The sequence below is a fragment of the Ruegeria sp. AB9 genome (assembly GCF_056542585.1).
This window is the reverse complement of sequence record NZ_JBQGAA010000001.1, coordinates 620,838-647,787: the sequence shown is the minus strand read 5'-3', so window position 1 is coordinate 647,787 and position 26,950 is coordinate 620,838. Positions and strand designations below refer to the sequence as shown.

The 26,950-nt window shown below is 57.5% G+C and carries 27 protein-coding genes; 16 read left to right on the top strand and 11 right to left on the bottom strand.

Annotated elements, in window-relative coordinates; translation table 11 throughout:
• Positions 1-113: 113 nt before the first annotated feature.
• The 3 genes from ACR0K5_RS03310 to ACR0K5_RS03300 all read left to right on the top strand — a co-directional run bounded on the left by ACR0K5_RS03310 (position 114) and on the right by ACR0K5_RS03300 (position 2,730).
• Positions 114-1,646: an acyl-CoA carboxylase subunit beta gene (locus tag ACR0K5_RS03310; RefSeq protein ID WP_480628306.1), complete on the top strand. Its 1,533-nt coding sequence runs from the start codon at positions 114-116 to the stop codon at positions 1,644-1,646.
• 111 nt (positions 1,647-1,757) lie between these two features.
• Positions 1,758-2,243 (top strand): DUF6497 family protein, encoded by a 486-nt coding sequence (locus ACR0K5_RS03305; protein WP_480628305.1) that lies wholly within the window; start codon positions 1,758-1,760, stop codon positions 2,241-2,243.
• A 133-nt stretch (positions 2,244-2,376) separates the two neighbouring features.
• Complete coding sequence (locus ACR0K5_RS03300) at positions 2,377-2,730, top strand: hypothetical protein (protein WP_480628304.1); 354 nt, start codon at positions 2,377-2,379, stop codon at positions 2,728-2,730.
• 86 nt (positions 2,731-2,816) lie between these two features.
• On the opposite strand, the gene ACR0K5_RS03295 is transcribed toward ACR0K5_RS03300, so the two are convergent.
• Positions 2,817-3,968, bottom strand: a complete 1,152-nt coding sequence (locus ACR0K5_RS03295) for a DcaP family trimeric outer membrane transporter (RefSeq protein ID WP_480628303.1) — start codon at positions 3,966-3,968, stop codon at positions 2,817-2,819.
• A 650-nt stretch (positions 3,969-4,618) separates the two neighbouring features.
• On the opposite strand from ACR0K5_RS03295, the gene ACR0K5_RS03290 reads away from it, so the two are divergent.
• Both ACR0K5_RS03290 and ACR0K5_RS03285 read left to right on the top strand, forming a co-directional pair.
• Complete coding sequence (locus ACR0K5_RS03290) at positions 4,619-4,822, top strand: hypothetical protein (RefSeq protein WP_480628302.1); 204 nt, start codon at positions 4,619-4,621, stop codon at positions 4,820-4,822.
• Between the two features lie 116 nt (positions 4,823-4,938).
• A complete protein-coding gene (locus ACR0K5_RS03285; protein WP_480628301.1) occupies positions 4,939-6,987 on the top strand; it encodes an acetyl-CoA carboxylase biotin carboxylase subunit in 2,049 nt (682 codons plus the stop codon).
• Positions 6,988-7,063: 76 nt separating this feature from the next.
• Here the strand turns inward: ACR0K5_RS03285 and ACR0K5_RS03280 are convergent, their stop codons facing one another.
• Entirely contained in the window at positions 7,064-7,510 is a 447-nt protein-coding gene (locus tag ACR0K5_RS03280) for a DUF4174 domain-containing protein (RefSeq protein ID WP_480628300.1), read from the bottom strand.
• Between the two features lie 168 nt (positions 7,511-7,678).
• On the opposite strand from ACR0K5_RS03280, the gene scpA reads away from it, so the two are divergent.
• The 6 genes from scpA (at position 7,679) to ACR0K5_RS03250 (ending at position 13,144) form a co-directional block, all read left to right on the top strand.
• Positions 7,679-9,805: a methylmalonyl-CoA mutase gene (scpA, locus tag ACR0K5_RS03275; RefSeq protein ID WP_480628299.1), complete on the top strand. Its 2,127-nt coding sequence runs from the start codon at positions 7,679-7,681 to the stop codon at positions 9,803-9,805.
• Positions 9,806-9,912: 107 nt separating this feature from the next.
• Positions 9,913-10,515 carry a VOC family protein gene (locus ACR0K5_RS03270; protein ID WP_480628298.1) on the top strand — a complete coding sequence of 201 codons (603 nt, stop codon included), beginning with the start codon at positions 9,913-9,915 and terminating at the stop codon, positions 10,513-10,515.
• Positions 10,512-11,000 carry an N-acetyltransferase family protein gene (locus ACR0K5_RS03265; RefSeq protein WP_480628297.1) on the top strand — a complete coding sequence of 163 codons (489 nt, stop codon included), beginning with the start codon at positions 10,512-10,514 and terminating at the stop codon, positions 10,998-11,000. The genes ACR0K5_RS03270 and ACR0K5_RS03265 overlap by 4 nt, the downstream gene beginning before the upstream one ends.
• Positions 11,001-11,045: 45 nt before the next feature.
• Positions 11,046-11,726, top strand: coding sequence for a TerB family tellurite resistance protein (locus ACR0K5_RS03260; RefSeq protein ID WP_480628296.1), 681 nt, complete (start codon positions 11,046-11,048; stop codon positions 11,724-11,726).
• A gap of 4 nt (positions 11,727-11,730) precedes the next feature.
• On the top strand, positions 11,731-12,732 hold the full coding sequence (locus ACR0K5_RS03255; protein ID WP_480628749.1) for an endonuclease/exonuclease/phosphatase family protein: 1,002 nt from the start codon (positions 11,731-11,733) through the stop codon (positions 12,730-12,732).
• Positions 12,733-12,769: 37 nt separating this feature from the next.
• Positions 12,770-13,144 (top strand): hypothetical protein, encoded by a 375-nt coding sequence (locus ACR0K5_RS03250; protein ID WP_480628295.1) that lies wholly within the window; start codon positions 12,770-12,772, stop codon positions 13,142-13,144.
• A gap of 12 nt (positions 13,145-13,156) precedes the next feature.
• Here ACR0K5_RS03250 and ACR0K5_RS03245 read toward each other — a convergent pair whose 3' ends face one another.
• From ACR0K5_RS03245 to ACR0K5_RS03225, 5 genes are all read right to left on the bottom strand, one after another.
• A complete protein-coding gene (locus tag ACR0K5_RS03245) occupies positions 13,157-14,701 on the bottom strand; it encodes a Ppx/GppA family phosphatase (protein ID WP_480628294.1) in 1,545 nt (514 codons plus the stop codon).
• 49 nt (positions 14,702-14,750) lie between these two features.
• On the bottom strand, positions 14,751-15,440 hold the full coding sequence (locus ACR0K5_RS03240; RefSeq protein ID WP_480628293.1) for a P-loop NTPase family protein: 690 nt from the start codon (positions 15,438-15,440) through the stop codon (positions 14,751-14,753).
• A complete protein-coding gene (locus ACR0K5_RS03235; RefSeq protein WP_480628748.1) occupies positions 15,441-16,514 on the bottom strand; it encodes an AI-2E family transporter in 1,074 nt (357 codons plus the stop codon).
• An 89-nt stretch (positions 16,515-16,603) separates the two neighbouring features.
• Positions 16,604-17,578, bottom strand: a complete 975-nt coding sequence (locus ACR0K5_RS03230) for an isopenicillin N synthase family dioxygenase (RefSeq protein WP_480628292.1) — start codon at positions 17,576-17,578, stop codon at positions 16,604-16,606.
• Positions 17,578-18,942: an FAD-dependent oxidoreductase gene (locus ACR0K5_RS03225; protein WP_480628291.1), complete on the bottom strand. Its 1,365-nt coding sequence runs from the start codon at positions 18,940-18,942 to the stop codon at positions 17,578-17,580. Before ACR0K5_RS03225 ends, ACR0K5_RS03230 begins: the two co-directional genes overlap by 1 nt.
• 169 nt (positions 18,943-19,111) lie before the next feature.
• Here ACR0K5_RS03225 and proS point away from each other — a divergent pair, with 169 nt between their 5' ends.
• Entirely contained in the window at positions 19,112-20,452 is a 1,341-nt protein-coding gene (proS, locus tag ACR0K5_RS03220) for a proline--tRNA ligase (protein WP_480628290.1), read from the top strand.
• Between the two features lie 116 nt (positions 20,453-20,568).
• Here proS and ACR0K5_RS03215 read toward each other — a convergent pair whose 3' ends face one another.
• Positions 20,569-20,928 (bottom strand): hypothetical protein, encoded by a 360-nt coding sequence (locus ACR0K5_RS03215; protein ID WP_480628289.1) that lies wholly within the window; start codon positions 20,926-20,928, stop codon positions 20,569-20,571.
• A gap of 355 nt (positions 20,929-21,283) precedes the next feature.
• Between ACR0K5_RS03215 and ACR0K5_RS03210 the strand changes: the two genes are divergently transcribed.
• Together ACR0K5_RS03210 and ACR0K5_RS03205 are read left to right on the top strand one after the other, a co-directional pair.
• Positions 21,284-22,579, top strand: coding sequence for a lipoprotein-releasing ABC transporter permease subunit (locus ACR0K5_RS03210; RefSeq protein ID WP_480628288.1), 1,296 nt, complete (start codon positions 21,284-21,286; stop codon positions 22,577-22,579).
• Positions 22,572-23,258 (top strand): ABC transporter ATP-binding protein, encoded by a 687-nt coding sequence (locus ACR0K5_RS03205; protein ID WP_480628287.1) that lies wholly within the window; start codon positions 22,572-22,574, stop codon positions 23,256-23,258. The genes ACR0K5_RS03210 and ACR0K5_RS03205 overlap by 8 nt, the downstream gene beginning before the upstream one ends.
• Here the strand turns inward: ACR0K5_RS03205 and ACR0K5_RS03200 are convergent.
• Positions 23,242-23,679: a DMT family transporter gene (locus ACR0K5_RS03200; RefSeq protein WP_480628286.1), complete on the bottom strand. Its 438-nt coding sequence runs from the start codon at positions 23,677-23,679 to the stop codon at positions 23,242-23,244. The two genes, ACR0K5_RS03205 and ACR0K5_RS03200, sit on opposite strands and share 17 nt — an antisense overlap.
• A 92-nt stretch (positions 23,680-23,771) precedes the next feature.
• Here ACR0K5_RS03200 and ACR0K5_RS03195 point away from each other — a divergent pair, with 92 nt between their 5' ends.
• A complete protein-coding gene (locus ACR0K5_RS03195; protein ID WP_480628285.1) occupies positions 23,772-24,179 on the top strand; it encodes a c-type cytochrome in 408 nt (135 codons plus the stop codon).
• Here the strand turns inward: ACR0K5_RS03195 and ACR0K5_RS03190 are convergent.
• On the bottom strand, positions 24,176-24,868 hold the full coding sequence (locus ACR0K5_RS03190; protein ID WP_480628284.1) for a hypothetical protein: 693 nt from the start codon (positions 24,866-24,868) through the stop codon (positions 24,176-24,178). The two genes, ACR0K5_RS03195 and ACR0K5_RS03190, sit on opposite strands and share 4 nt — an antisense overlap.
• A gap of 42 nt (positions 24,869-24,910) precedes the next feature.
• Entirely contained in the window at positions 24,911-25,573 is a 663-nt protein-coding gene (locus ACR0K5_RS03185) for a DNA-3-methyladenine glycosylase I (protein ID WP_480628283.1), read from the bottom strand.
• Between the two features lie 422 nt (positions 25,574-25,995).
• Between ACR0K5_RS03185 and ACR0K5_RS03180 the strand changes: the two genes are divergently transcribed.
• The gene (locus ACR0K5_RS03180) at positions 25,996-26,946 is read left to right on the top strand and encodes an ABC transporter substrate-binding protein (RefSeq protein WP_480628282.1); all 951 of its coding nucleotides are present in this window, start codon (positions 25,996-25,998) and stop codon (positions 26,944-26,946) included.
• Positions 26,947-26,950 lie beyond the last annotated feature (4 nt).

Genomic DNA, 26,950 nt, shown 5'->3' with positions numbered 1-26,950 from the left:
TTTACAGTTATCCAGATTGTTGTTGCTGAAACTTTGCAAATTTGCCGAAAAGGACTTTGGATGAGTGGAACAAAAGGGTAGGGTCCCGGCAAATTTTATAGGGGATAACCGTCATGAAAGACATCCTTTCCGAGTTGGAAAACCGCCGTAACGACGCACGACTGGGTGGCGGGCAAAGGCGGATTGATGCCCAGCATTCACGCGGAAAACTGACAGCGCGTGAGCGGATCGAACTGCTGCTGGATGAGGGTAGCTTTGAAGAATTCGACATGTTCGTCAATCATCGCTGCACTGAATTCGGAATGGAAAATCAAAAGCCTGCGGGTGATGGCGTTGTCACTGGCTGGGGCACCATCAACGGTCGAATGGTCTATGTGTTCAGCCAGGACTTTACAGTCTTTGGTGGGTCATTGTCCGAGACGCACGCCCAGAAAATCTGCAAGATTATGGATATGGCGGTGCAAAACGGTGCGCCGATCATTGGAATCAACGACTCGGGCGGTGCGCGAATCCAGGAAGGTGTGGCGTCGCTGGCTGGCTATGCCGAAGTGTTTCAACGCAACATCACAGCCTCGGGCGTGGTTCCCCAGATCAGTGTGATAATGGGCCCCTGCGCCGGTGGCGCGGTTTACAGCCCTGCGATGACCGACTTCATTTTCATGGTCAAGGACTCATCATACATGTTCGTGACAGGCCCGGACGTGGTCAAAACCGTGACCAACGAAGTCGTCACCGCCGAGGAACTGGGCGGAGCTTCAACTCATACCAAAAAGTCCTCGGTCGCCGACGCCGCGTTTGAAAACGATGTCGAGGCGCTGGCCGAAGTGCGTCGATTGGTGGATTTCCTGCCGCTCAACAACCGCGAGAAACCTCCGGTCCGTCCGTTCTTTGATGAACCTGACCGGATCGAGGCTTCACTGGATACTCTTGTCCCGGACAACCCGAATACGCCCTACGACATGAAGGAACTCATCACCAAAATTGCGGATGAGGGTGATTTTTACGAAATTCAGGAAGATTTTGCCAAGAATATCATCACCGGCTTTATCCGGCTGGAAGGTCAGACCGTGGGTGTTGTAGCCAACCAGCCCATGGTGCTGGCAGGGTGTCTGGATATCGACAGTTCGCGCAAGGCGGCGCGGTTCGTTCGGTTCTGCGATTGCTTTGAAATTCCAATCCTGACCTTTGTGGATGTTCCGGGCTTCCTGCCGGGAACGCAGCAGGAATACAGCGGTGTGATCAAGCACGGCGCAAAGCTGCTTTATGCCTATGGTGAAGCGACTGTGCCAAAGGTCACCGTGATCACACGCAAGGCATATGGCGGCGCTTATGTGGTCATGGCGTCCAAACACCTTCGCGGCGATTTCAACTATGCCTGGCCGACAGCCGAAATTGCGGTGATGGGGGCGAAGGGCGCGACCGAGATCATCCACCGTGCGGATCTTAGTGATGCAGAAAAGACAGCACAGCATGTTGCGGATTACGAAGATCGCTTCGCAAATCCCTTCGTCGCTGCCGAGCGCGGCTTTGTCGACGAGGTGATCATGCCGCAATCGACCCGCCGGCGCGTGTCCCGAGCCTTTGCCAGCTTGCGTGGCAAACAGCTTAAGAACCCATGGAAAAAGCACGACAACATTCCGCTTTAAACCATTCGGGGCGGTCCAGTCCGCCCCGAGTTCTTTTGGCTTGGCAATCCGATTCTGGGCGAAACCTGCCCAAAATTGCGGCGGAATTGACAAAAAGCGGCAAATAGTTGAATGATCCGACCCATCAGACATAGAACCGCGCAGGCCAACAGCACTGCGCGCGCGATCCCGGAAGGAGGAGCCTGCCTTCAGCGGGTCCGGGATCGCGCCATTAGTCTGGTGTTGTGCGCGCTCTGCACACCTGTTTTCGCCCAGACCGATAGTTCGTTGCCGGTACCTTCCGGTCAGCCGGTGCATCTGGACGATGTCCTGCTGGACAACAATCCGGGTGAGCTTTGGGTACGTTTCCGCTTTATCGCCCCAAAGATCGGCGCGTCAGTGGGGCGGATTGGGTACGATGTAGCATCGAAAGATATGGAGCATCTGTGCCAGATATTGGCCGTTCCTTACGTGGCTCAACACGAATTGCAGCCATCAAGAGTAGTCATCTCTCTGTCCGATCGCCCGGTGGAATTTGGCGATGCCGCTCCGGACGCGACACAGTATTTTGAAGCCTACCGGCTGGATCAGTCCCGGTGTATCTGGGAGGGGCTTTGATCATGAGCTCAATCCGTCATGACTTCAAAGCATCTCTAACCAATGGTGCGGCTATGGAGGTGCGCAACATGATCCCATCCCATTTCGGGTTCGAATTATTCTTGTCTGCGAAAGCTAGGTGTGGAGTGTTGTCATGCTGAAACATCGCGGGTTCCCCGGTCGCCTTACAGGCACCGACTTTCAGTTCACAATTCGTCGTGCCAATCCCAAGGGCGTTACACCGTTGACGCGGCGGGAACGGTTTCGGGACCGAAAGCCAGCGGACAAGCGCGCAGATATCGCGTTCATGGAAGCTCTGTGGGCTCATTTCGGCGATCAGCCGTTCGAGCGGGGTAATCTGGATGCGGGGCGTCTCAGTTGGTTGTTCGGGCGCGAAGTTGTCCCGGCGGAAGATCCATTTGATCCGGCCAGTTATGATGCATTGCTTGTGATCGATGTGGACGCTGCAGGTGCGTCTTTTCCGGACGTATTCGACGGGACGGACTGATTGTGACTCTGGCCGCCGCATACCATCCCTTTGAAACCGGTTTCGGGATGATCCTGCCCGAAGTCGGGCAGGATCTGTATGCGGTATCAGAAGTTCAGCTGGGCCGCGAGCTGAACGCGGTTTGCGTCAAAGGTTCTACCAGTGGGCGCATCGTTCCGCTCGCCATAAATGTATTCTGCGCTGAGCGTCAGATTGTCGGTGGCTTTGTAGAAGGCGTTGACGTGGATCGTTTCCAGCTCGGTAAACGACAGAGTGCCAGTCGACGTCGGCAGGTCATAGTCTTCTTTGCCGTATGCAATGCCAACATTCCATTTCGGGCTCAGATCCTGCCGAAATTCGATAGTGTAGCCATCCACGTCGTTGGCCTGGCCATTGACGATAGGATCACCAAGGCCGATCAGGTACGGGCCGAGAGCCTCGCCGTTGACGTAGTTGACCTGAAACAGGCCGCCCTGCCACGGGCGAATAGAGCCGGATACTGTAAATCCGGTCTGATCAACTTCGACACTGCCGGATTCCGCCTTGCCGTAGAGGCCGGACACACGAGCGACATACGTCCCGTCATTGTACTCGGCAGATGCGGTCAAAACCGGATCGTCCGAGTTCGAGCCGCTGACATTCTCTTCGATCGAAACAGCAAAGGCCGTGTTCGTTCCGAAGGAATTTGTATAGCGGACCTGCGGAACACGCGCGAAGGGAATACCAACGGGACCGTTGAATTCTACCGACGTCGGGTAGGTGTCCAGCGGCATGAAGTTGGTCCATGTCTGACCGATCAGCCAGTTGTCACCAATGGTGATATTGGCGTGTCTTACACGCAGTTCGGCCGTTCCGCCCGAACCGAACAGATCAAGTTCCAACTGCCCGCCGATATCGCCGATACCGCTGGGGGTGGTGGTGCGCAAACCGATCCGCGATTGGCGGACGGTGGCACCAAACGTGCCATCGGTCGCGGCCGACGGCTCACCAATGACGTTCACGAATGCCGTATCCCCTTGATCGAATTCGAAGTCATAAAAGAAGTCGGCCTTCACGTAGCCATAAACATCCAGAACGGTGTTGCCGATGCGGAAGTCACCGTTAGCGGGGCTGCTCTTGGTGGATTCCAGCGCTTCGACCCGGGCGCGCAAAGCATCAAGTTCGGCCTGGGTCTGGGCATCCTGAGCAAGGGCAAGCGTGCCGGTCACACTGAGCGCAGAGGCAGCGAGCAGGAGTGCCTTTTTTCTATTCATAGTCATGTGGGTGTTCCTTTGAGTGCGAGTGTGCACAAGGACCGTTTCACGCGGCGGAAACCTTGGGAAATCACGAGAAAGAGAAGCGAGTGCTTTGATTTTTCAAGCAAATGTGTGTTTTTAACCGTGTTGAAACACGATCCCTTGAGCCTCTCGAATAACGCATTGAGACAAGGCAATTCTTTATCTCAAGTGCTTACTGAGATTCGTGATGCTGCGATTGCAAAATGCGTTGTGAGCGGCTTGTTCTGTAACGAAACTGTGACAGAGAAGTGGCTTCAGATACCGGTGCAATGTCGAATTGGTATCGGCGCGAAATTGCGCGGCATATTGCGGTGTGGGCAGAATTCAGCCGAAATCTCGATTGGAAACAATACTGTGTTTGCCGGTGAGATTGTGCTGTGCAAACTGATCGGGCCGTGCGGCTCTACTTTGCCTGCGCCGCACATGCACCTACTATTCCGTACCCCTTCCTTACGCGGGCAGGCTTGTGTTCCCCACATAGATCTGTCCGCGTTTTTCTTTTTGCCTGTAACGGGCAAAAAGAGGCAAAATCCTGCACAAAATCTACCTGCGCGCCCATTGATATTGAATAACAGGGTGCGTTTCGCGCATCTGACCTCAAAAGGACCAAGAAACCAAAAAGGGCAGATTCAATGCGATTCTCACGCTTCATCCTTGTTGCGACGACCTGCGCGGGCCTGGCCGCCTGCGGGGATACCACGGGCGAACAAGCAATCCTCGGCGGTGGTGCCGGGGCAGTGGGGGCAGCCGTCCTCAGCGCCGACCCGTTACTTGGCGCAGCCGTCGGTGCGGCGGGCAACGTGCTCTACTGCAAGACACAGAACAACTGTAACTAACGTATCTTTTGCGGGACGCGCGCCGTTCCGCCTGTCATCGCGTATCACGCCGTCGTGGGGATTACTCTCTGCGGCGGCGTTTTGCGTTTCCAGAACACCAAGCCAAAGGACGTTCCATGTTCAATAAGATCCTGATCGCCAACCGGGGCGAGATCGCCTGCCGGGTTATCAAGACTGCCCGCAAGATGGGTATCGGCACCGTTGCCATTTTCTCGGACGCGGACAAGAACGCGCTGCATGTGTCGATGGCAGATGAAGCCGTGCATATCGGCCCGCCGCCAGCCAACCAGTCTTATATCGTGATCGACAAGGTCATGGACGCCATCCGCCAGAGCGGTGCGCAGGCGGTTCATCCTGGTTATGGCTTCCTGTCCGAAAACGCCAAATTCGCCGAGGCGCTTGAGGCCGAAGGCGTGGCTTTTGTCGGCCCCCCTAAAGGCGCGATCGAGGCGATGGGCGACAAGATTACTTCGAAGAAAATCGCTCAGGACGCAAACGTGTCGACGGTTCCCGGATACATGGGGCTGATCGAAGACGCCGACGAAGCGGTCAAAATCTCGAACGAAATCGGTTACCCCGTCATGATTAAGGCCAGCGCCGGTGGCGGTGGCAAAGGGATGCGGATCGCTTGGAATGATGACGAGGCGCGCGAGGGTTTCCAGTCGTCCAAGAACGAAGCTGCGAACTCGTTCGGGGATGACCGGATCTTCATCGAGAAATTCGTGACCCAACCGCGTCACATCGAAATCCAGGTTCTGTGCGACAGTCACGGAAATGGCATCTATCTGGGCGAGCGCGAATGTTCGATCCAGCGACGGAACCAGAAAGTGGTGGAAGAGGCGCCATCACCTTTCCTCGACGAAGCGACTCGCAAGGCCATGGGTGAACAGGCCGTGGCTCTGGCCAAGGCCGTTGGCTATGCCAGCGCGGGTACGGTTGAGTTCATCGTGGACGGTGATAAGAACTTCTACTTCCTCGAAATGAACACGCGTTTACAGGTGGAACACCCGGTGACCGAGTTGATCACCGGTGTCGATCTGGTCGAACAGATGATCCGTGTTGCAGCCGGTGAGCCATTGTCGATCACGCAGGATGACGTGACCCTGACCGGTTGGGCCATCGAAAACCGCCTGTATGCTGAAGATCCCTATCGCAACTTCCTGCCTTCGATCGGTCGTCTGACCCGCTATCGCCCACCGCAAGAGGTCGCCTCTGGCCCGATGCTCGTGAACGGCAAATGGCAAGGCGATGCGCCCGAAGGTGAGGCCGCCGTTCGCAACGATACCGGCGTCTATGAAGGCGGCGAGATCAGCATGTATTACGACCCGATGATTGCCAAGCTGTGCACATGGGCTCCGACCCGTGAGCAAGCGATTGAAGCCATGCGTGTTGCTCTGGACAGTTTCGAGGTTGAAGGCATCGGCCACAACCTGCCTTTCCTGTCCGCCGTGATGGATCATCCAAAGTTCATCAGTGGTGATATGACGACCGCTTTCATCGCCGAAGAATACCCGGACGGGTTCGAAGGTGTAGAACTTGCCGACACGGACCTACGCCGGATTGCAGCGTCCTGCGCGGCCATGCATCGCGTTGCCGAGATTCGCCGGACTCGTGTGTCGGGCCGGATGGACAATCACGAGCGCAAAGTTGGCACTGATTGGGTCGTTACCTTCGGAGGCGAGATTCCGTGGCCTCTCAAGGTCATAGCCGATCAGGAAGGGGCCACGATCAGGTTCGAGGATGGTCAGGAAATGAGGGTGACGGGTGATTGGACCCCGGGCGATCAGCTTGCCACCATGATGGTCGATGGCGCGCCGCTGGTCATGAAGGTGGGTAAGGTCTCGGGTGGGTTCCGCATCCGTAATCGCGGCGCGGATCTCAAGGTGCAGATACGCACCCCGCGTCAGGCAGAACTGGCCGAGCTGATGCCCGAGAAACTGCCGCCCGATACCTCGAAGATGCTGCTCTGCCCCATGCCCGGTCTGGTCGTCAAGATTGACGTCGAAGTTGGGCAAGAGGTGCAGGAAGGTCAGGCACTGTGCACAATCGAGGCGATGAAGATGGAAAACATCCTGCGTGCCGAGAAGAAGGGCACCGTTGCCAAGATCAACGCAGGCCCCGGCGACAGCCTTGCCGTGGACGAAGTGATCATCGAGTTCGAGTGATCATGACTGCGCTTTTGTCATATCTCCAACAGCCTCAGGCGTTCCGCGCCGGGGCCAAGGCGTATGGCGAAAGCGTTCAGCCGCCTTCGCGGCGTTCTCGGATTTCGCGTTCGCGCAGGGGTGTTTTGTCGATGGATCGACCGATTTCGCGTACGCTCCACGGAGAGGGTTTGCGCAGTTTGACCACGCCGTCCTTGTCGACAAACACCATCTGGAACCCGCGCGGGCGCAGCTGTGAGCGGATCGGGGACCGCGCCGACGGATCGGTATCGGTCAGGACCACCACGTCCCGGTCACGCATGGCGGCTTCACCTTCGACCAGCATGTCGATTTGCTGCTGGAAACGCGGATCGGCGGGCGTGTCGGCAAAGACCACGATGGGTCGGTTGACCCATAGAAACTCGCTGAGTTCGCTGTCACCTGCCGGGCGGACAAAACTGTCATCCGTCGTCGCCGTGCCATCCGCCGCCCAGACGGACAGCGGGATTAGTGCCGAGAAAACAAAGGCAAGCGTGCGTATCATGTGGCCTCCTGTTCCTTCGAATATAGCCTCTGTGACACCGATTGCGACCGACGATTTGTACCAAACACTCAAAATGTTGCGCTTGAGCCTGAATGAAACGGCCAAGTGCAGGACCTCAATGCGGAAGCTTTCGACTGCCGCCATCCGAATTGACGAGAGGAAAACGAAATGACCGACACGAAGGACTGGAAAGCGCTGGCCGAGAAAGAGCTGCGTGGACGTCCGTTGGACGACCTGACCAAAGAGACGCTGGAAGGCATCGACGTCAAGCCGCTCTATACGCAGGAAGATACGGCTGATCTGCCGCATATGGGTTCGCTGCCGGGCTTTGGACCTTTCACACGCGGAGTAAAGGCCACGATGTATGCGGGTCGTCCCTGGACGATCCGTCAATATGCAGGCTTTTCGACAGCCGAAGAATCCAACGCGTTCTACCGCCGTAACCTGGCAGCTGGGCAGCAAGGTGTCTCGGTCGCGTTCGATCTGGCCACACACCGGGGATACGACAGTGACCACCCGCGTGTTGTGGGCGATGTTGGTAAGGCAGGCGTGGCCATCGACAGTGTCGAAGATATGAAAATCCTGTTCGACGGCATTCCGCTGGATAAGGTTTCCGTCTCGATGACCATGAACGGTGCGGTGATCCCGATTCTGGCAAATTTCATCGTTGCCGGTGAAGAACAGGGTCACGACAAGTCTGTCCTGTCCGGCACTATTCAGAATGACATTCTGAAAGAGTTCATGGTGCGCAACACTTATATTTATCCGCCGGAACCGTCGATGCGGATCATCTCGAACATCATCGAATATACGTCGAACGAGATGCCCAAGTTCAACTCGATCTCGATTTCGGGCTATCACATGCAAGAGGCCGGGGCGAACCTTGTTCAAGAACTAGCCTATACCTTGGCCGACGGGCGTGAATATGTTCGTGCCGCGACCGAGTCCGGCATGGATGTCGACAAGTTCGCAGGTCGACTGTCGTTCTTCTTCGCCATCGGCATGAACTTTTTCATGGAAATCGCCAAACTGCGTGCCGCAAGGACCCTTTGGCACCGCGTTATGACCGAGTTCGGGGCAAAATCCGAACGCTCAAAGATGTTGCGCACACACTGCCAGACCTCGGGCGTATCGCTGCAGGAACAGGACCCATACAACAATGTCATCCGTACCGCCTATGAGGCGATGAGCGCTGTTCTGGGCGGCACCCAGTCGTTGCATACAAACGCTCTGGACGAAGCGATTGCGTTGCCCACCGATTTCTCGGCCCGTATCGCGCGGAACACGCAGTTGGTGCTGCAGGAAGAGACCGGGGTGACCGACGTGGTCGATCCTCTTGCTGGCTCTTACTATGTCGAAAGCCTGACCAATGAACTGGTCGAAAAGGCCTGGGCCCTGATGGAAGAGGTCGAGGAAATGGGCGGTATGACCAAAGCCGTTGCCTCGGGTATGCCGAAGCTGCGGATCGAGGAAAGCGCTGCGCGTCGTCAGGCGATGATCGACCGGGGCGACGAGGTGATCGTCGGGGTCAACAAATACCGTAAAGAACAGGAAGATCCGATCGACATTCTGGACGTCGATAACGTCGCTGTGCGCGAGGCGCAGGTCGCGCGTCTGGAACGCATTCGTGCAACGCGAGACGAAGCCGCATGTCAGGCTGCGCTGGAGGCTCTGACAAGGACGGCTCAGGAGGGTGGAAACCTGCTGGCCGCTGCCGTTGAAGCCGCCCGCGCCCGCGCATCCGTAGGAGAGATCAGCATGGCAATGGAAAAAGAGTTCGGCCGCCACCGCGCCGAGGTGAAAACCCTGGCCGGCGTTTATGGTGCCGCCTATGAGGGCGACGAGGGCTTTGCCGCAATCCAGAAATCTATCGAAGATTTTGCCGAGGATGAGGGCCGCCGCCCGCGTTTGCTGGTGGTCAAGATGGGGCAGGATGGGCATGACCGGGGTGCCAAGGTTATCGCGACGGCCTTTGCCGACATCGGGTTCGATGTGGATGTCGGCCCTCTGTTCCAGACACCGGCCGAGGCCGCGCAGGACGCGGTGGACAATGACGTGCACGTGGTCGGCATTTCCTCTCAGGCGGCGGGCCACAAGACATTGGCTCCACAGTTGGTAGAAGAACTGAAAAAAGCCGGGGCCGAGGACATCATCGTGATCTGTGGCGGTGTGATCCCGCAACAGGATTACCAGTTCCTGTATGACCATGGGGTCAAAGCCATCTTCGGGCCCGGCACCAACATTCCAGAGGCTGCTCAGGACATCCTGCGCCTGATCAGCGAAGCGCGGGGGTGACGACGGTCAGGATTTTTCATCGAAAAATCTTGTGATCTCGTGTCTTTGACGAAAACATACGGCCAGACCCGTAAGGGTCTGGCCGTAATACTTGCAGGAGGTCGCGCATGTTACTGGATCATCTGGCCGTCGCGGGCGAAACGCTTGAAGACGCATCTGCCCATATCGAGCAAGCGCTTGGCGTAGCGTTGCAACCCGGCGGCAAGCACGAGAAATTCGGCACATATAACAAGCTGCTGGGCCTCCGGGATGGTCTTTACCTGGAAGCGATTGCCATAGACCTGCAAGCTCAAACTCCGGGCAGAACGCGATGGTTCGATCTGGACCGCTTTGAGGGCAGCCCGCGTCTGACCAACTGGATTTGTCAGGTGGAGGATATCGAAGCTTCATTATCGATGTTTCCCGATGGTGTGGGGCAACCCATCGACCTGACCCGCGGCGCGTTGCGGTGGCGCATGGCTGTTCCACCATCCGGGCGCTTGCCGTTCGATAACCTTTTCCCGGCACTTATCGAATGGCAGGGCGACCTGCACCCGGCAAACATGCTGCAGGATAGTGGGTGCCGATTGCGGCGCGTGGTTGTGTATCACCCCGAAGCATTGACGCTGGCCAGGCATCTGGGCGAACTGGACCTTGTCGTGTTTGATACTGGCCCGGCGGCGCTCAGGGCAGAATTTGAGACACCTCACGGGGTTCGGGTACTGGAATGATCATCCGCCCAGCGCGCGTGCCGGACGCGCCTGCAATCGCCCGGATTACCAACGCGATCATTCGCGAGACTTTGATCACCTTCACAACTGACGAGCGCAGCGCAGAGGATATCGCCGCGGAAATTCAGGCGCGCGGCAGCGGTTATCTGGTTGCCGAATATGATGGGCAAGTTGTTGGTTTTGCCACCTATTCCCCGTTTCGTGCGGGTCCCGGATACGCTGAGACGCACGAACACTCGATCCAGCTGTCACCGGATGCGCGCGGACAGGGCGTAGGGCGTGCTTTGATGACCGCGCTGGAGGACGCCGCACGAACCGACCGGGTGCATGTGCTGGTTGCTGGAATATCCTCGGCCAATCCGGGCGCTGTGGCGTTTCACGCGGCACTGGGTTTTTTGCAGGTTGGTCGAATGCCCGAAGTCGGGTTCAAATGGGGTCAACGGCTGGATCTTGTGCTGATGCAGAAAATTCTTACACCGGAGTGATCTGTCGCACCTGACAGTCCCGAATTGTGACGCTAGTGTACGCCCATGTCGATCTGGACCCGCATATCCGATGCGCTCAGTGCGCTGGCCCAAGGCGAAAGCCTGACCGCAGTTTTTGAGAAACTGCGGTCGCCGCCGGAACGGTCGGTGGCTTTCACGATTGCCGTGATTGCGCTGGGCGCAAAAATGGCCAAAGCAGACGGTCAGGTGACACGAGACGAGGTTACCGCCTTCCGCGACGTGTTTCAGATCGCGCGCGAGGACGAAGAAGGCGCTGCGCGGGTTTTCAACATGGCCCGTACGGATGTGGCGGGCTATCAGGATTATGCCCGCAAGATTGCCCGGATGTTTGCCGAAGACAGCACCACGCTCTGCGATCTGATGGAGGGGCTGTTTCACATCGCGATGGCAGATGGGTTTTATCATCCGAATGAAAACGCGTTTCTGGAAGAAGTGAGCGAGATCTTCGGGCAAACTGATGCTCAGTTCAAAGCGCTGCGGGAACGCTTTGTGCCGGATGCACCGAAAGACCCGTATACGGTTCTGGGCGTACCGCACGACATGCCTTTGCCCGATATTCGCAAGATTTGGCGACAACTGGTCCGCGAAACGCACCCGGACGCCATGATGGCGCGCGGTGTCCCGGAAGAGGCGATCCGATTGGCCGAGAAAAAGATGATCGACATCAACCGCGCCTGGGATGAGATCAACGGCGCGCGGGCCTGATGAGATGCGTTTGGCGACGTACAACATCGAATGGTTCGCCAATCTTTTTGATAAAAACGACAAACTGATTGTCGATGACAGCTGGTCCGGTCGGCATGATGTCACCAAGGCACAGCAGGTTGAAGCGATTGCGAAGGTGCTGACCGCGATCGATGCAGACGCCATATTGATTGTCGAAGCTCCGAACACTGGCAAACGTCAGAACACAGTGCGGGCCCTGCAGGCCTTTGCCGAGGCGTTTGATCTGCGCGCATCCGAAGCGGTGATGGGGTTTGCCAATACCACGCATCAGGAGCTCGCTCTGCTATATGACAGGAACGTTCTGACCGTACGTCACGATCCCCGGGGTGACATTGCGGACACGTCAGCCCCCCGGTTTGACGGAGAGTTCAGAATTGATCTGGATGTGGATGCGACTGAAGACGTCGTGCGGTTCTCTAAACCGCCGATGGAGCTGGCCATGACAACGCAATCTGGTCATGACATCCGGTTGATCGGGGCTCATCTGAAATCCAAGGCGCCGCATGGGGCAGGGTCGCGTGATGAGGCGATCCGAATTTCGATTGCCAATCGCCGCAAGCAATTGGCGCAGGCGGTCTGGCTGGCCAGGCGGGTCGAAGCGCATGTTGCCGAGGACGAGTCTGTTATTCTTCTGGGCGATCTGAACGATGGTCCCGGGCTGGATGAGTTCGAGCATCTGTTCGGCCGCTCTTCGGTCGAGATTCTGCTGCAAGCGGGGTTATTCGACCCACACGCAGTGACAGCTCATGGTTTGCGGCCCGGATCGATACCCTCCACGGCCCGCTTTGCCCGCCCGGATGAAGGCAGGTTTCTCGAGGCTCTGCTGGACTATATAATGATCACCCAAGACCTGCGTGCATACCGTCCGGCCTGGCGCATCTGGCATCCGTTTCGCGACGTGGCCTGTTGGTCCGCACCAGACCTCCGGCAGGCGCTGCTGACTGCGTCGGATCATTTCCCGGTGACCCTGGATATCGACCTGTGACCTTTCACGCCTGCGACCGAGAGGCTATATATTCAGTATGAAACACGTATTGTTGATCAGCATCATTTCGGCTGGCATTGCCGCGCCCGCCATGTCGCAGGAAGACAATAGTAAATCCCTGATGGAGCAGGGCGCCGAACTGTTTTTCGAAGGTCTGCGCAAGGAAATGGAACCGGCGCTGGATGAATTGCTGGGCTTGGCGGATGAGTTTGGCCCCGCGATGCAGTCGTTCCTGCGGGAAATGGGCCCTGCACTGGCCGAGCTGGGGGCCGAGATCAAGGATTGGAGTGCTTACGAAGCGCCCGAGATCTTGCCCAATGGCGATATCATCATCCGCAGAAAACAGACCGAGGACCTGCCAGAGCCCGAAAACAAGGATGACGAGATGCCCGACGGGGCAACCGATATCTGATCGGCTCAGTGGTCAGCCCTTGATGATCACGCGCGTATCGGATTTCAGAGCATTTGCCAGCGAATTCAGACGCGCTTCGGCCACTTCGCTGAACAGAGGCGCTGCTGCTTCAGGCAGATACAGCTCCAACTCCCGCTTCTTGGGGTAAAACTTCAGGCGCCCCATGTTGGCGTCATTGTGCATCCACAACATCGCGCCAAAGCGCATTGCCTTGCCCAGAATTTCAGCCTCTTTCTGGCCTTTATCGTCCAGCAGATCATACAAAGGGGTAAACCGGTTGCCCTCGCGTTTGTTGCGATAACGGTGCTGCAGGGCCAACCCGATAAAGACACGTTCGGAATGCTTCAAGCCGCCCAGATTGGCGCGGGTGACATTGTCAAAGCAGACTTCGGCCCGATAGTCGGGATGAGCACGCCAGCTGACATCGTGCAGCAGGCACGCCGCCTTGATCAGACGCACACGGTTGGGGGGCGCCGATTTGAACAGCGGCATCACAAAGTCATAGAGGTTGCGGCCAAACCCGGGCAGGCGGGCATCCTTGGACTCGGAAAAGAGGCTCGCTTCGATCAGCGGGTCCCGGTCGCGCAGCTCCTGAGACATCTGTTCATACAGCAACCCCTCGCGGATGCCGTAGCTGGAGATGGCGATATCCTTGGGTTTGAACGTGCGGATCAGACGCGCCAGCACATCCATTGCATAAGGGATAAGCGACATGCGCGAACTGGAAACGCCCGCCTGACTGCGCAGCTTGTCATGATCGTTCTTTTCGATGAACTTGATTGTTTCGCGGACCTGTTTTGTCGTCATGCGGTATTCATGCAGAACAATCAGCGGATAGCCTCGCCGCAGCATGTCCAGTCGGGCAAATGCCCGCCAGCTGCCGCCAACCAGAAACAGACGGTCCCTCTGCGGGCCCATCCGATCGCGCAGCTCTTCCATTGTGCTTTTGATATGGGCCTTGCGTGCGCGCCGTCCGCCCTTGATATCGCGCAATTTCAGCGGCCCGAGCGCCGAGGTCACGCGGCGGCCAACCTGACCGTCCCCAATCTCGGCCAGTTCCATTGAGGATCCGCCGATATCGCAAATCAGGCCATAAGCTCCGGGCCATCCCAGCAAAACACCCTGCGCCGAAAAACGGGCTTCTTCATCTCCGTTAATGACTTCTACGTGCAGGCCGGTTTCCGCCTTTACCTGATCGCAGAAATCCGGTCCGTCCTTGGCCTCGCGCACAGCTGCCGTGGCCACGACATGCAGACCCGGCAATTCCAGATCCGTCGCCAGATTCTGAAACCGCCGCAGCGCCGCCAGCGCACGTTCGCGTCCACGTGGGTTCAATCGCCCGGTCTCGGACAGGCCCGCGCCCAGTTCGCACATGACCTTTTCGTTGTAAAAATAGGCTGGCGATCTGGCCGCCCCGTCAAAGATAACCATGCGGACCGAGTTTGACCCAACGTCAACGACTCCGACACGCGACAAAGCCCGGGTTCCCGGCTCGTCGAACAGTGGCTTTCCGAAAGGTCCCCAGTCAGGGATGTCGGTTACAGCGGTCTGATCCATGTGTCTTCCAGATATTGCTGTGTGAGGATGCTCAATTGGTGGGTGCGGGTCAATTACCCGTCTCGATTTCTTCCGGGCTCATGTTCAGGACTCGGACAGCCAAAGTGCGGGTGATGTCGCGTTTTTCCGTCAGAGCCAACTGGTCCAGCTGCGCCACTACGTCAGCCGCAGTTTCAAATCGCCGATCCATATGTTTGACGAGGTAGGCAATCACCTCGGGTCCCGGGTTCAGCTGTCGGTCAACGAACAGCTTGGCCAGCACAGCGCCCAGCAGTGCATCGTCGGGTGGGTCCAGCGCCACGTGATGAGCCCCTTCGACCCGGCTTTGCAGGTCCGCTAGCGGCAATTCCCAGAATTTTGGCGCAAGCCGTCCTGTTATCAGCAAGGCGTGCCCTTCGGCCAGAACCAGATTGTGCAGGTGAAACAGCGTTTTTTGCTGATCAAGATCGTCTGCGATCACGGGCACGTCTTCGACCGCAATCGGTTTGCGGGCCAGTTCGGGCACATCGTCATAATGCAGGTCGGTGGCCTGAACTATACGCCCGCCGGTTTCAGCGGCCCAGACATGTGCCAGATGAGTTTTGCCCGCTCCGGCCGGGCCGCTCAGGACCAGTTTGTTCCCGGGCCAGGACGTGGCCGAGATCATCGCCACAGCCAGCGCATTGGCTGGCGACACAAAGAAATCCTCACGCCCGAGCGCAGTTTTGGCGGGCAGATCAAAGCTGAGTTGTCGGGCCATTTATTCGGTTTCCTGATCCTGACCTTCAAGACCGGTGTATAGTCGGCTGTCCAGGTACAGCGATGTGGCAAATCGGGCCAGTACGCCCAATGCCGCGGCCACCGGAACAGCGATTAGCATACCGACAAAGCCAAACAGCGCGCCAAAGACCGACAGTGCAAGCAACAGCCAGACCGGGTGCAGGCCGACAGAGCTGCCCACCAGTTTGGGCGTGAGGAAATTCCCCTCTGTGACCTGCCCGACAGCAAAGATGCCTGCGATCAGCCCGATATGAGCCCAATCACCCCAAAACTGAAACAGCGCAAGTCCGATGGCCAGTGAGCCTCCGATCAGGGCGCCCAGATAGGGAATGAACGTGACCAATCCTGCGATGAAGCCCACGATCAGGCCGAATTGCAGACCGGCAAGCATCAAGGCGACCGCATAATATGTGCCCAGGATCAGGCAGACCGTCCCCATACCGCGCACGAATGAGGCCAGAACCGCGTCAATCTCACCTGCCAGTCGCTTGATGGTGGGGGCGTGATCCCGGGGCAGCAGCTCTCCGATGCGGGCGATCATGCGGTCCCAATCCAGCAGCAGATAGACCGCAACAACCGGCACGATCACCAGCAGGACGACGATGTTGATTGCAGAGCCAAGAGAGGCGAGAACCGTTTCCAGAACATCCCCGGTCTTGGATTTCAATGTTTCGCCGAAGGACAAAAGCATCTGATGCGTGTTCGACTCCCGATCCAGCAAGGAGGGGAACTGTTTTTCGATGAAACCGCGCAATTGCTTGAACAGATCTGGCAGAACGTCGATCAGATCCAGTAACTGGGTGATTAGAGCGGGTACCACCATCAGAATTGCCAGCACAAATCCAAGAACACCGATAACGGTGATGATGGCTGTGGCCGCCATGCGTGACAGGCCCAACCGCTCCAGCCGATCCGCGACGGGATCAAGGAAATAGGCGATGGCCCCGCCAATGACGAAGGGCAGCAGAACGTCCCCCAATGCCCAGAGGATCAACACAAAAACCGCAGCGGTGATGCTCCAGTATCTAAGCTGGTCCTTAACCGGCAATGCCATTGCGATCCCCTTATTCAGGTCATTGCAGGTGTTCTTGGCGCATCGACGCCCGTGATGCAAGCGCTTCATTGGGCCGGGCTTTGTGGCTTTCAGTCGTACAGTGTCCCCAGCTCCGGAGTGTCCGCGCCGGCGGTTTCGTCAGGCCAATTGGTGCGCCAGATTTCCGCTGACCAATGGCCGCAATGGACGGCAGGGCGGTGGAAGCCGGGCAGCGCGGGCAGCAGCGGTTCGACGATGACATCATGGCGGGGCACAGCGAAATACGGAAAGGAGTACCGTTCCTTGCCCGACCGGTTGACCACCCGGTGCGGTGTGGATTTCAATCGCCCGCCGGACCACAGCTCCAGCATGTCGCCGATATTCACCACAAAACCGCCACGCGGGCAATCTGGCGTGATCCATCCCCCGCCGCGGGTTTGAACCTCAAGCCCGCCCACCGGATCGGGAGCGATGATGGTCAGTGCGTCCGTGTCCTTATGCGGGTGGATGCCATAGCCTGCCTCATACGCAGCCTGCGGCGGGTAATGCAGCAAGGTCATGTTGGTCATCGGGTTCTGGAAAGCACTGCGCAGCGTGTCAGGTTTAAGGTCCAGGCCAGCCTCCAATGCGCCCAGCAACAGATCGGCGACGTGATCCAGCTGGCCCCAATAGTCCAGAATGATCTCTTTGGCGTCGGGCACCTCATCCGGCCAAAGGTTGGGCCCGTACAATGGACAATCTGCACGTACCTGCGCATCTGCGGCAACCTCGTGGTGCAGCTTGTAACCCTCATACTTGTCGGCCTTGCCCGATCCATCATTGGGTGTGAAAAACCCCATCGGGATATAACCGCGATAGTTCTCGCGGGTGATGGCCTGATCCCATTTGCGGGACTCGTTGATGGCAAAGATCTCTCGGGCAACCTGCCTGACCTGATTAACGGTTTGCTGAGACACGCCTGTTCCGGTGATGGACAAAAACCCGATCCCGGTGCAGGCCTCAAAGATGCTTTGCACCGTCGCATTATAGGCCGCGGTTTCAGGTTCAGCCAATGGCGAGATGTCAATCGTTGGAATGCTGTCCATCAGTGAATTCTGACTCCTTGGCGGTTCAGTTCCGTATGAACAGGTGCCAGATCCAACTGATCCAGCTCCTGATTGCTTTTCAGAGACATCGCCGCTGCGATACCTGCGCCCTGGCCCATAACGGCGCAGCAGGCCATGTTACGTGTGGCGGCATGAGCCACCCGGTCCGCACCATGTGACCGCCCCGCGACCAGAAGGCCTTTGATGTCTTTGGGCAACATCGAGCGGTACGGGACCTGCAAATACCGTCCCGTGGTCGGCAGGATCAGGATTCCATAGCCGTCGATGAATTCGGGATAAATGCCGATCGTATCTTCAAACCGACCCTGATGGCGGGCATCGTTTTCGGTCATGTTGTACACCGCATCGATTTTGCGGGTGTCGCGAATGCCGATGGTCATCCCGAAATTCCGCAACCGCGCGTTCTTGCAACCCGGCATGAACCGACGCAGGGCGTCGATGGCCAGCATCGACTGGCGGCGGCCTTCAATCTCACCCTTTGTCAGGCTGTCGGGGTCGGTTCCGTCTATTTCGGCCAGATGGATGAGGTTCATATAGGTCAGCTCACCCGTGTCATGCATCGCGCCCCAGGTGCCTGCGATCGTGTTCAGATGCGGCGGGATCAGACCCTGATCGATGGCTTGCTGGAACGGCTTGTGTACGAAGGGTGAGAACATGTCGTCCTCTTTTCCGCTGGTCTCAATGTTCCACTCACCTCCGCCGCCCCAATCTTTGTAGGTCTGCGGGTCAGCCTTGACGCCTTCCATAAAGGCCCGTTTGTCGACGCCTGCCAGATGGAACATAACCGAGGCCGCCATCATGTCCTCACGTGGGGTTTTGTGGGTCGGAGCGCCTGCGCGATGGGCCACATCCGCGTCGCCGGTGGCATCAATCACGACCTTGGCCAGGATCGCCTCACGCCCGGCTTTGGATTCGGTGATGATACCAGTGATCCGCTCACCGTCCATAATGGGTGCCACGAATTGACGGTGCAACATCGGGTGCACACCTGCCTCTTCGACCAGCTTGTCCGCCACCAGCTTGAAGCCTTCGCTGTCCAGCTCATAGCTGAGCGACTGACTTTCCGGAACAGCAGCGCCCATGTCCTTGGCACGGGTTTCGAACTCCATCCCGATGCCGCCTGCCTCGACAGTTTGCTCGTGCCGGTACCAGGCGAATCCTTCCACGCCAACTGCTGTGATATTGCCACCCATGCAGCCGAACCGGTCAACCAGGGACACCTCTACACCCGCACGTGCCGCTGACAGCGCTGCGGCCAAGCCGGCGGGGCCAGAGCCCACGACCAGAACATCGGTTTGATGGATGACAGGGATTTGCCGGGCGGGTTCCTGAATTGTCTGCATCGGCGCCTCTAAAGGTTTGCGTTTCCGCCACCATTGGAATTCCCGATTGGTGGGTCAATCAAAAAACCGACTGGCCCGAGGTCGCAAAAACGCCAATGTCCGATTGCCCCCGGCGGGGCTTTGGCATAATCACCTTTCCAGTCGAATTCTTACCTTTGAAGGTCCATCCATGCGCCTCAGCCGTTACTTTCTGCCCGTTCTCAAGGAAAACCCGTCCGAGGCTCAGATCGTCAGCCACCGGCTGATGCTGCGCGCCGGGATGATCAAGCAGGCCTCTGCCGGGATTTATTCTTGGTTGCCGCTGGGCTTCAAAGTGCTGCGCAAGCTGGAAAACATCGTCCATGAGGAACAGGCGCGGGCCGGTCATATCGCGATCCAGATGCCCATCATCCAGTCAGCTGATCTGTGGCGCGAATCTGGTCGGTATGATGATTATGGTCAGGAAATGCTGCGGATGAAGGACCGGCATGACCGGGACATGTTGTTCACACCCACGGCGGAAGAACTGGTGACCGATATTTTCCGTGGTCACGTGAACAGCTACAAAGATCTGCCGCTGACGCTCTATCAGATCCAATGGAAGTTCCGCGATGAAATCCGCCCGCGTTTCGGCGTGATGCGGGGGCGCGAGTTCTACATGAAGGACGGCTATAACTTCGACCTGACCAAGGAAGACGCGCTGCACGCCTATAACCGCCATCTTGTCAGCTATCTGCGCACTTATGAGCGTATGGGCCTGCAAGCGATCCCGATGCGCGCCGATTCCGGACCCATCGGCGGTGATGATACGCATGAATTCCTCGTGCTGGCCGATACCGGCGAATCCGAGGTTTTCTATGACAGCGCCGTTACCGATCTGACCTTTGGTGATCGTGAGATTGATTATGACAGCCGCGAACAATGTCAGGCGATCTTGGAAGAGTTCACCTCGAAATACGCACGCACTGATGAAACGCATGATGAGGCGCTGTTCAATCAGATCCCCGAAGAACGCCGTCGCGTGGCGCGCGGTATCGAAGTTGGGCAGATCTTCTACTTCGGCACCAAGTATTCCGAACCGCTGGGCGCGACCGTGCAAGGCCCTGATGGAAAACCTGTTCCGGTTCACATGGGAAGCCACGGGATTGGTGTCAGCCGTCTTGTCGGCGCGATCATCGAGGCCAGCCATGACGACAAAGGCATCATCTGGCCCGAGGGGGTGACACCGTTCCATTGCGGCATCGTGAACCTGAAGCAGGGTGATGAAGAAGCGGATGAAGCCTGTGACAAAATCTACAAGGCGCTGACCGCTTTGGGTCTGGAACCGCTCTATGATGACCGTAACGAACGGGCAGGGGGCAAGTTTGCGACCATGGACCTGATCGGTCTGCCCTGGCGGATTACCGTTGGTCCGCGCGGCCTGAAGAATGGTGTTGTTGAACTGACCTGCCGCCGTACCGGCGAAAGCGAGGAACTGAGCCCCGAGGCGGCTGTCATCAAAGTTGCTGAAATCTACGAGCAGATCGCCTGAGCACAGGCGTCGGTACCTGCTGTGAGTGTCACGTTAAACTGACCTGATCCATGAAGGCGGCCATGATACTGCTCTGGCCGCCAAGTACGACCTGTCCAAGACGCTTAGTTCAGATTTCAGTTTTGGTCTGCCGTCGGACGCGTTGCCAGAATGTCGCCATTGGCTCCGTCGCCCCGTGCCACCACGATCGGACGGCCCAGTCGACTGACCAGTTCGCGAAATTCAAGGCCCAGAAACTGCAGTCCGCAAACCCGTGCGTCGGTGGTTCGATCCGTGATGCACAGACGGCCTTGCCGGAAAACCAGACGGTACCCTTTGTCTTTCAGAATATCCGTCAGATTGCCCCAGCTTGCCGCGCTGGCAAAGATCGGCCGAATGGCCGCACGCAGCAGCGCCGCTGTCTCGCAATCCAGTTCTGTAGATGCTTGGCGGGACGGAATAACCCCCGCTCCGTTGGTTGAGATTTGAAAATTCATTGAGCGACCCCCGCTCTTAAAATGTGTTCCCCCACAGTCAGGGTACAAAGTTTCTGAAAATAATCAAAAAGAGTAATAAAATTTCGCGCTCATTGTTGCTTTTTCGATTCAGGAGCTCACGAAGCGCGATGATTAACTTCATACATGAAACAATATGGCTTTGTCTGTGATGCGCTTCACAACTCATGGTGTAACACCTGCATTCTAAGTCATCCGTTTGGCCCAGATGCCACGGCTGCCACCCGAATTGATTCGGCTCATTCAGGCTGAGGAGCCGGATCAGAGTGACAACCGGCTTGACCATCGGGTGAAATGCCGAAACTGTCCCCGCGAACAAGAACACCCCGGAGCTGGCATGGCCAAGACACCCCCGCCCTTTGCCCCTTTTGAATGGAAAATCGCCTGGCGTTATCTGCGGGCCCGCAGGGCCGAAGGTGGCGTCAGCGTGATGACATGGATTTCCCTGATCGGGATCACACTGGCGGTGTTTGCCCTGATCGCGACACTGGCGGTCCGGTCCGGGTTCCGTTCGGAATTTGTAGGCACCATTCTGGGCGCCAATGCGCATGTGACGGTCTACTCGTCGGGTGAGTTTGACGCGCTGGGTCGCGTGGATCGAACGATGGCCGACTTTGAAGAACGAGCGGCCCGTATCGCGCAAGTGCCCGGTGTTGAACGCACTGCTCCTTTAGTGAAAGGGCAGGTGCTGATTACGAACCGCGACCGCAGCAGCGGGGTTGAGGTGTTTGGTATCCGCCCTGACGATCTGCTCGATTTGCCGGGTATTGCGCAAGCAGAGCAGGCTGTGGGGGACTTGTCCGAATTCCAGACCGGCGAGGATGTTATTGCCATCGGGTCGGGCGTGGCGCGTAGCATCGGAGCGACAGTCGGGGATGTTGTCAAGCTGACCTCGCCCAACGGGGTCAAAACCGCCTTCGGGACCTCGCCCCGTGTGAGTGCTTATCGTGTGGTCTATGTATTTTCAGCGGGGCGCTATGACATCGACCGCACCCGCGTCTACATGCCGTTTTCGCAGGCCCAGAGCTTTTTCAACCGCGACGGCGTGGCGGATGAGATCGAAGTGATGGTGGAAAAGCCTGAAGAACTGGGCCCGATCCTGATTTCGATCATCGAGGCCTCGGGCGAGCGTAGCCAGATCTGGACCTGGCAGGATGCCTCCGGTGGCTTTTTGCGGGCGTTGGAGGTCGAGGACAACGTGATGTTCATCATCCTCTCGATCCTTGTTTTGATCGCAGCGATGAATATCGTCTCGGGCCTGATCATGCTGGTCAAGAACAAAGGGCGCGATATCGGTATCCTGCGCACCATCGGCCTCAGCGAAGGGTCAGTTCTGCGTGTGTTTTTCATCTGTGGCGCGTTCACCGGCCTGATTGGAACTGCGATGGGGGTCGTTCTGGGATGCCTCTTCGCGATCTATATCGATCCGATCTTCTCGTTCGTGAACTACGTGATGGGCGGCGGCGTTTGGGACCCGTCGATCCGGGGCATCTACGCCTTGCCGGCCGAGCTGCATCTGAGCGATGTGCTTAAGGCAATCGGCCTTTCGCTTGGCCTGTCTTTCATTGTTACCTATTTCCCCGCGCGTCGTGCCGCGCGGCTGAACCCGGTTGAGGCTTTGCGTTATGAGTGATGTCACGTTGCGTCTGAAGGGTCTGACCAAGACCTATCTGAAGGGCACGCCGGGCGAAGTGCAGGTTCTGCGCGGGGTCGATCTGGACCTGCGCGCGGGCGAGGCCGTGGCGATGGTTGCTCCCTCAGGTGCAGGCAAATCGACCCTTCTGCACATTGCAGGCCTTTTGGATAAACCCGACGACGGATCCGTCGAAATCAGGGGGCAGAATGCTTCGGGTAAGGGGGACCGTACCAGAACTGCGCTGCGTCGGCAGGATGTGGGTTTTGTCTATCAGTTCCACCACCTGCTGCCGGAATTCACGGCGTTGGAAAACATCACGCTGCCGCAACTGGCCAACGGTGTGTCCGAAAAAGCCGCACAGGCGCGGGCCTTGGACCTGCTGGACCGTGTCGGCGTTGCTCCGCGCGCCAGTCATCGCCCCGCAGCGCTCTCGGGGGGCGAACAACAACGCGTGGCTTTTTGCCGGGCACTGGCCAATGCGCCGCGTGTTTTGTTGGCGGATGAGCCGACCGGCAATCTGGACCCGGATACTTCGGATCAGGTGTTTGACGCGCTGATGACATTGGTGCGGGACGAAGGGCTGTCGGCGTTGATAGCAACCCACAATCTTGAGTTGGCGGCGCGTATGGATCGTATGGTCCGGCTTGAGGGGGGCGTGCTCAGGCCAGTTGAGTGATCGCTACTCCAATCGCCATGACCGCAATACCTCCGGCCCGTATCCATGTCAGAGGCGTGATTTGAGCGCCAAACAGGCCGAAATGGTCTATGGCCGCTGTGCTGACCAATTGTCCCAGCAATACAAAGAATACTGCGTTGCCGACCCCGAAATAAGGGGCAACGTGGGTGATCGACAGAACATAGAACGCGATCAGGACACCGGCCAGCAGCAGGTGTTTCGGAGCCTCGGCAACCTTGGACAGCGCTTCGAACCCTGGGAACAGCAGCATCACCAGTGCAGACGCGACAAAGGCGATGGCAAACAGGATCACCGCGGCGGTGGTCGGCGACCCGATCAGTTTGCCCAATGCCGCGTTCAATGCAGCCAGAACAGGGACGCCGACCCCGGCTGCCAGCATTATGGCTGCGTATTGTGTCATGACCCGTACCCTCCGCCTGCGTTGATCTGGATCATTGCGCCAAGACGTCCATCGGGCAACCCTGCAATTGTCAATCTTGGCAGGAGGATACGATGTTCAGGGCAACAATCGGATTACTGGTTCTTGGGGTTTCGGCCGCTGCCTCACAGGCGGTCTGGGCGCAGGACACAAAGACCGGCGAGGAACTCTACCTGCACTATTGTGCAACCTGCCACGGGATCGATGCGACCGGGCAGGGTCCGATGGCAAGCGTATTGGTGGTTCAGCCGACGGATCTGACGGCACTATCCGACGCAGAAGGCGTGTTCCCCACCGCCCGCGTTGTCGCCCGCATTGACGGTCGGGATCCGTTGGTCAGTCATGGCAGCCCGATGCCGGTCTATGGTCCTTACTTCGAGGGGCAGGACACCTCTATGAAAACGCCGCAGGGTCAGCCGATTCTGACGAGCCAGCCCATCGTGGATCTGGTAGCCTATCTGGAAACACTTCAGCAGAACTAGGTCCCGCTGCATATCCCTTCAATCTCGGCTTCCCTCCAGGGCAGCACAATTGCGCGCTCACGCCCTTTTTCCGGAAGTGGAGACAAGTCGAAATGCGCGCCCAACATCGTGTGCAGCCTTTTGGTGCGTGTGGCCTGAGGGTCCAGTGCGCGGCAGCACACATATTCCTCGACAATAGCGCCTTGTTGTTCAAACCCATAGGACAGGAAATCCGGCGAGGTTTCGAGGTCGAACAGATACGGGTCCTTTCGTCCGCCATGTTCCGCTGCGGCACGCAGGGGATGGTAACCGGTGGTCCGGCGATTTTGCCATTGCCAGACATGCGTCAATTCATGGGCCAGCAACATCGCAGCCACCAGATTCATCTGATCGGGGAAGTCAGACATGTAGTCTTCCAGATACCAGTCGCGGGCAAAGTACACTTTGTTGAACAACGCGACCGCCGCGGGCTTGCCAGTTACCGGCCCGGGTTCCACAGGGGGAAGAATGCGCTCACGGCAGGCCAGACGGGGGCGCTCTTCGCGGAAGTATGTTACATTGGTGACCGGAGCGCCATCGACCAGCCGCACGCTGTCCAGATTCAGGGTTTCCCCCTGAATGGTATCCGCAAAATCACGCTCTTGCACTGTCAACTGACGGCCACAGGAGGACAGCAAAAGAAGAGCAAACAGGAAAACGCGCAGAACCATGACTTGAATCCTAGTCCGCTGCTTGTATTCCGCAAACCGTTTTCACAGGCTCATGGCCAGAACCCGGCTGATTTCAGTTAAAGACCGCCCGGATTGATCCATCCAGAAATTAAAGGCCTGCTGCACCGCCGCCATTGCTTTTTTCGACGTGGCGGGCTTGTCGATCACACCTTCGGCGATCAGGCGAGCGGTCACATCCTGAGACAGAATGAAACTGTCGCGCCCTGCGAAGCGCATTGCATATTGCGCCGAAGCCCCGCCCAGACGAGACCCGCGATTGGCCAGCATTGCCAGAAGGTTGACGTAGTCGTCAGAGGGCCAGCCGCCCAGAACCTTGCCGGCACCGCCTTCCTCGCGCAGTTCCAGAAGAAAGGCTGCGTTGTCCCGCACTGTCGCGATCTTGGTTCCATTGCGGACAATGCGCGTGTCCTGCAGCAAGGCATCAAACTTTTCATCATCCATGAAAGCGCACCGACCTACATCGAACCTGTCAAAGGCAGTCTCGAAACCATCCCATTTGTTTTCGATGACCTTCCAGTTGAATCCGGCTTGAAAGACGCATTTCGTGATGATCGAAAGCCAGCGATCCTCGGGCATTGCGGCCAGTTCCGCGTGGCTTTTGGGTTTGTTCAGCTTTGCCTCAAGGGCTTCAGCCCCCCCATGACGAGCTGCGGCAATATCCAAGATCTCTTCAAATGAACGCATAGACCCGACCTCAAATCAGTGACACCTTGAATGTTCATCTTTTGTTTCGGTTTTGCAACGGGAAATCAAACGATCTGATACTTTGCCTCTGAGAGCCAAACGTTTGGGCTCTTCAAGAAAAATCTGAAAATTGTCAAAGAAATCCTCGACAAACGGGTTCAAAACGGCTTGTGATTGACTCGTCAGTCAACGTTCCATGTTAATGGCGCGGAGCAATGGCCGGTCGGGTTAGGGCCTTGGGGGCGCTTGCAGGGAAACATCAACGGTGTAGGGATGAGATCTTTTCGTCCGCTACAAACTGTTCACTTTCCTTTTCCGACTGAATTTGTGCATGTTGCGACATGGTATTGTCATCAGACAAATGTACCGGTGGGAAAACCCTCGCCGGGGTGGGCAAAACAAATAAGACAGGGAGAAAATCCATGAAAAAACTGAGTGTAAGCCTTATGGCCCTGACCGTTGCGGGTGCGGCGCAAGCGGCGGATATGGGTGCTGTGGACGAGCCAATCAAACTGGCGATCAACGAATGGACTGGTCAGCACGTCACTACGCATGTGGCGGGCGAGATGCTCAAGGCCGCTGGCTATAACGTCGAATATGTAACTGCAGGCATGATGAACCAGTTCCAGGCGCTTGCCGATGGTGATATCGACGCGACGCTGGAAATCTGGTCGTCCAACGTATCGGACGAATATGCCAAGAAAATCGACGAAGGCACCGTGGTCGAAATCGGTGATCTGGGTCTGGATGCCAAGGAAGGCATCGCTTACCCCGCGCATGTTGCTGATCTGTGCCCGGGTCTGCCTGCGTGGGAAGCTCTGAAAGACTGCGCTCAGGTCTTTGCCACGGCGGAAACTCTGCCCGGTGGCCGTTTGGTCGACTATCCGGCCGATTGGGGTACACCCGGCGCGGATCGTATGACCGGGCTGGAATTGCCGTTCAAAGCTGTTCCTGCCGGTTCCGAAGGCGCACTGATTGCCGAGTTGCGCGCATCAACCGAGCGAAAATCGCCACTGCTGATTACCTTCTGGCAACCGCACTGGGCAATGTCGGCTTATGATGTTCAGTTCGTCGACCTGCCTGCTGGCGAAGAAGCGTGCTTCAATGATCCGGCATGGGGTCCGAACCCGAATGCTGTGAATGACTGCGACTTCTCGCCCTCGCGCATCTTCAAAGCTGGCTGGAGCGGCATGGAAGAGAAATGGCCCGCCGCCTATGAAATCCTGTCCAACTATCAACTGGCGGTCGAAGACCAGCAGCCGATGATGGGCGCGATTGATGTCGATGGCGGAAAGGTCGAAGAAGTTGTTGCGGCATGGATGGCCGAAAACGAGGGCAAGTGGCGTCCGGTTGTTGACGCAGCAACCCAGTGAGCGC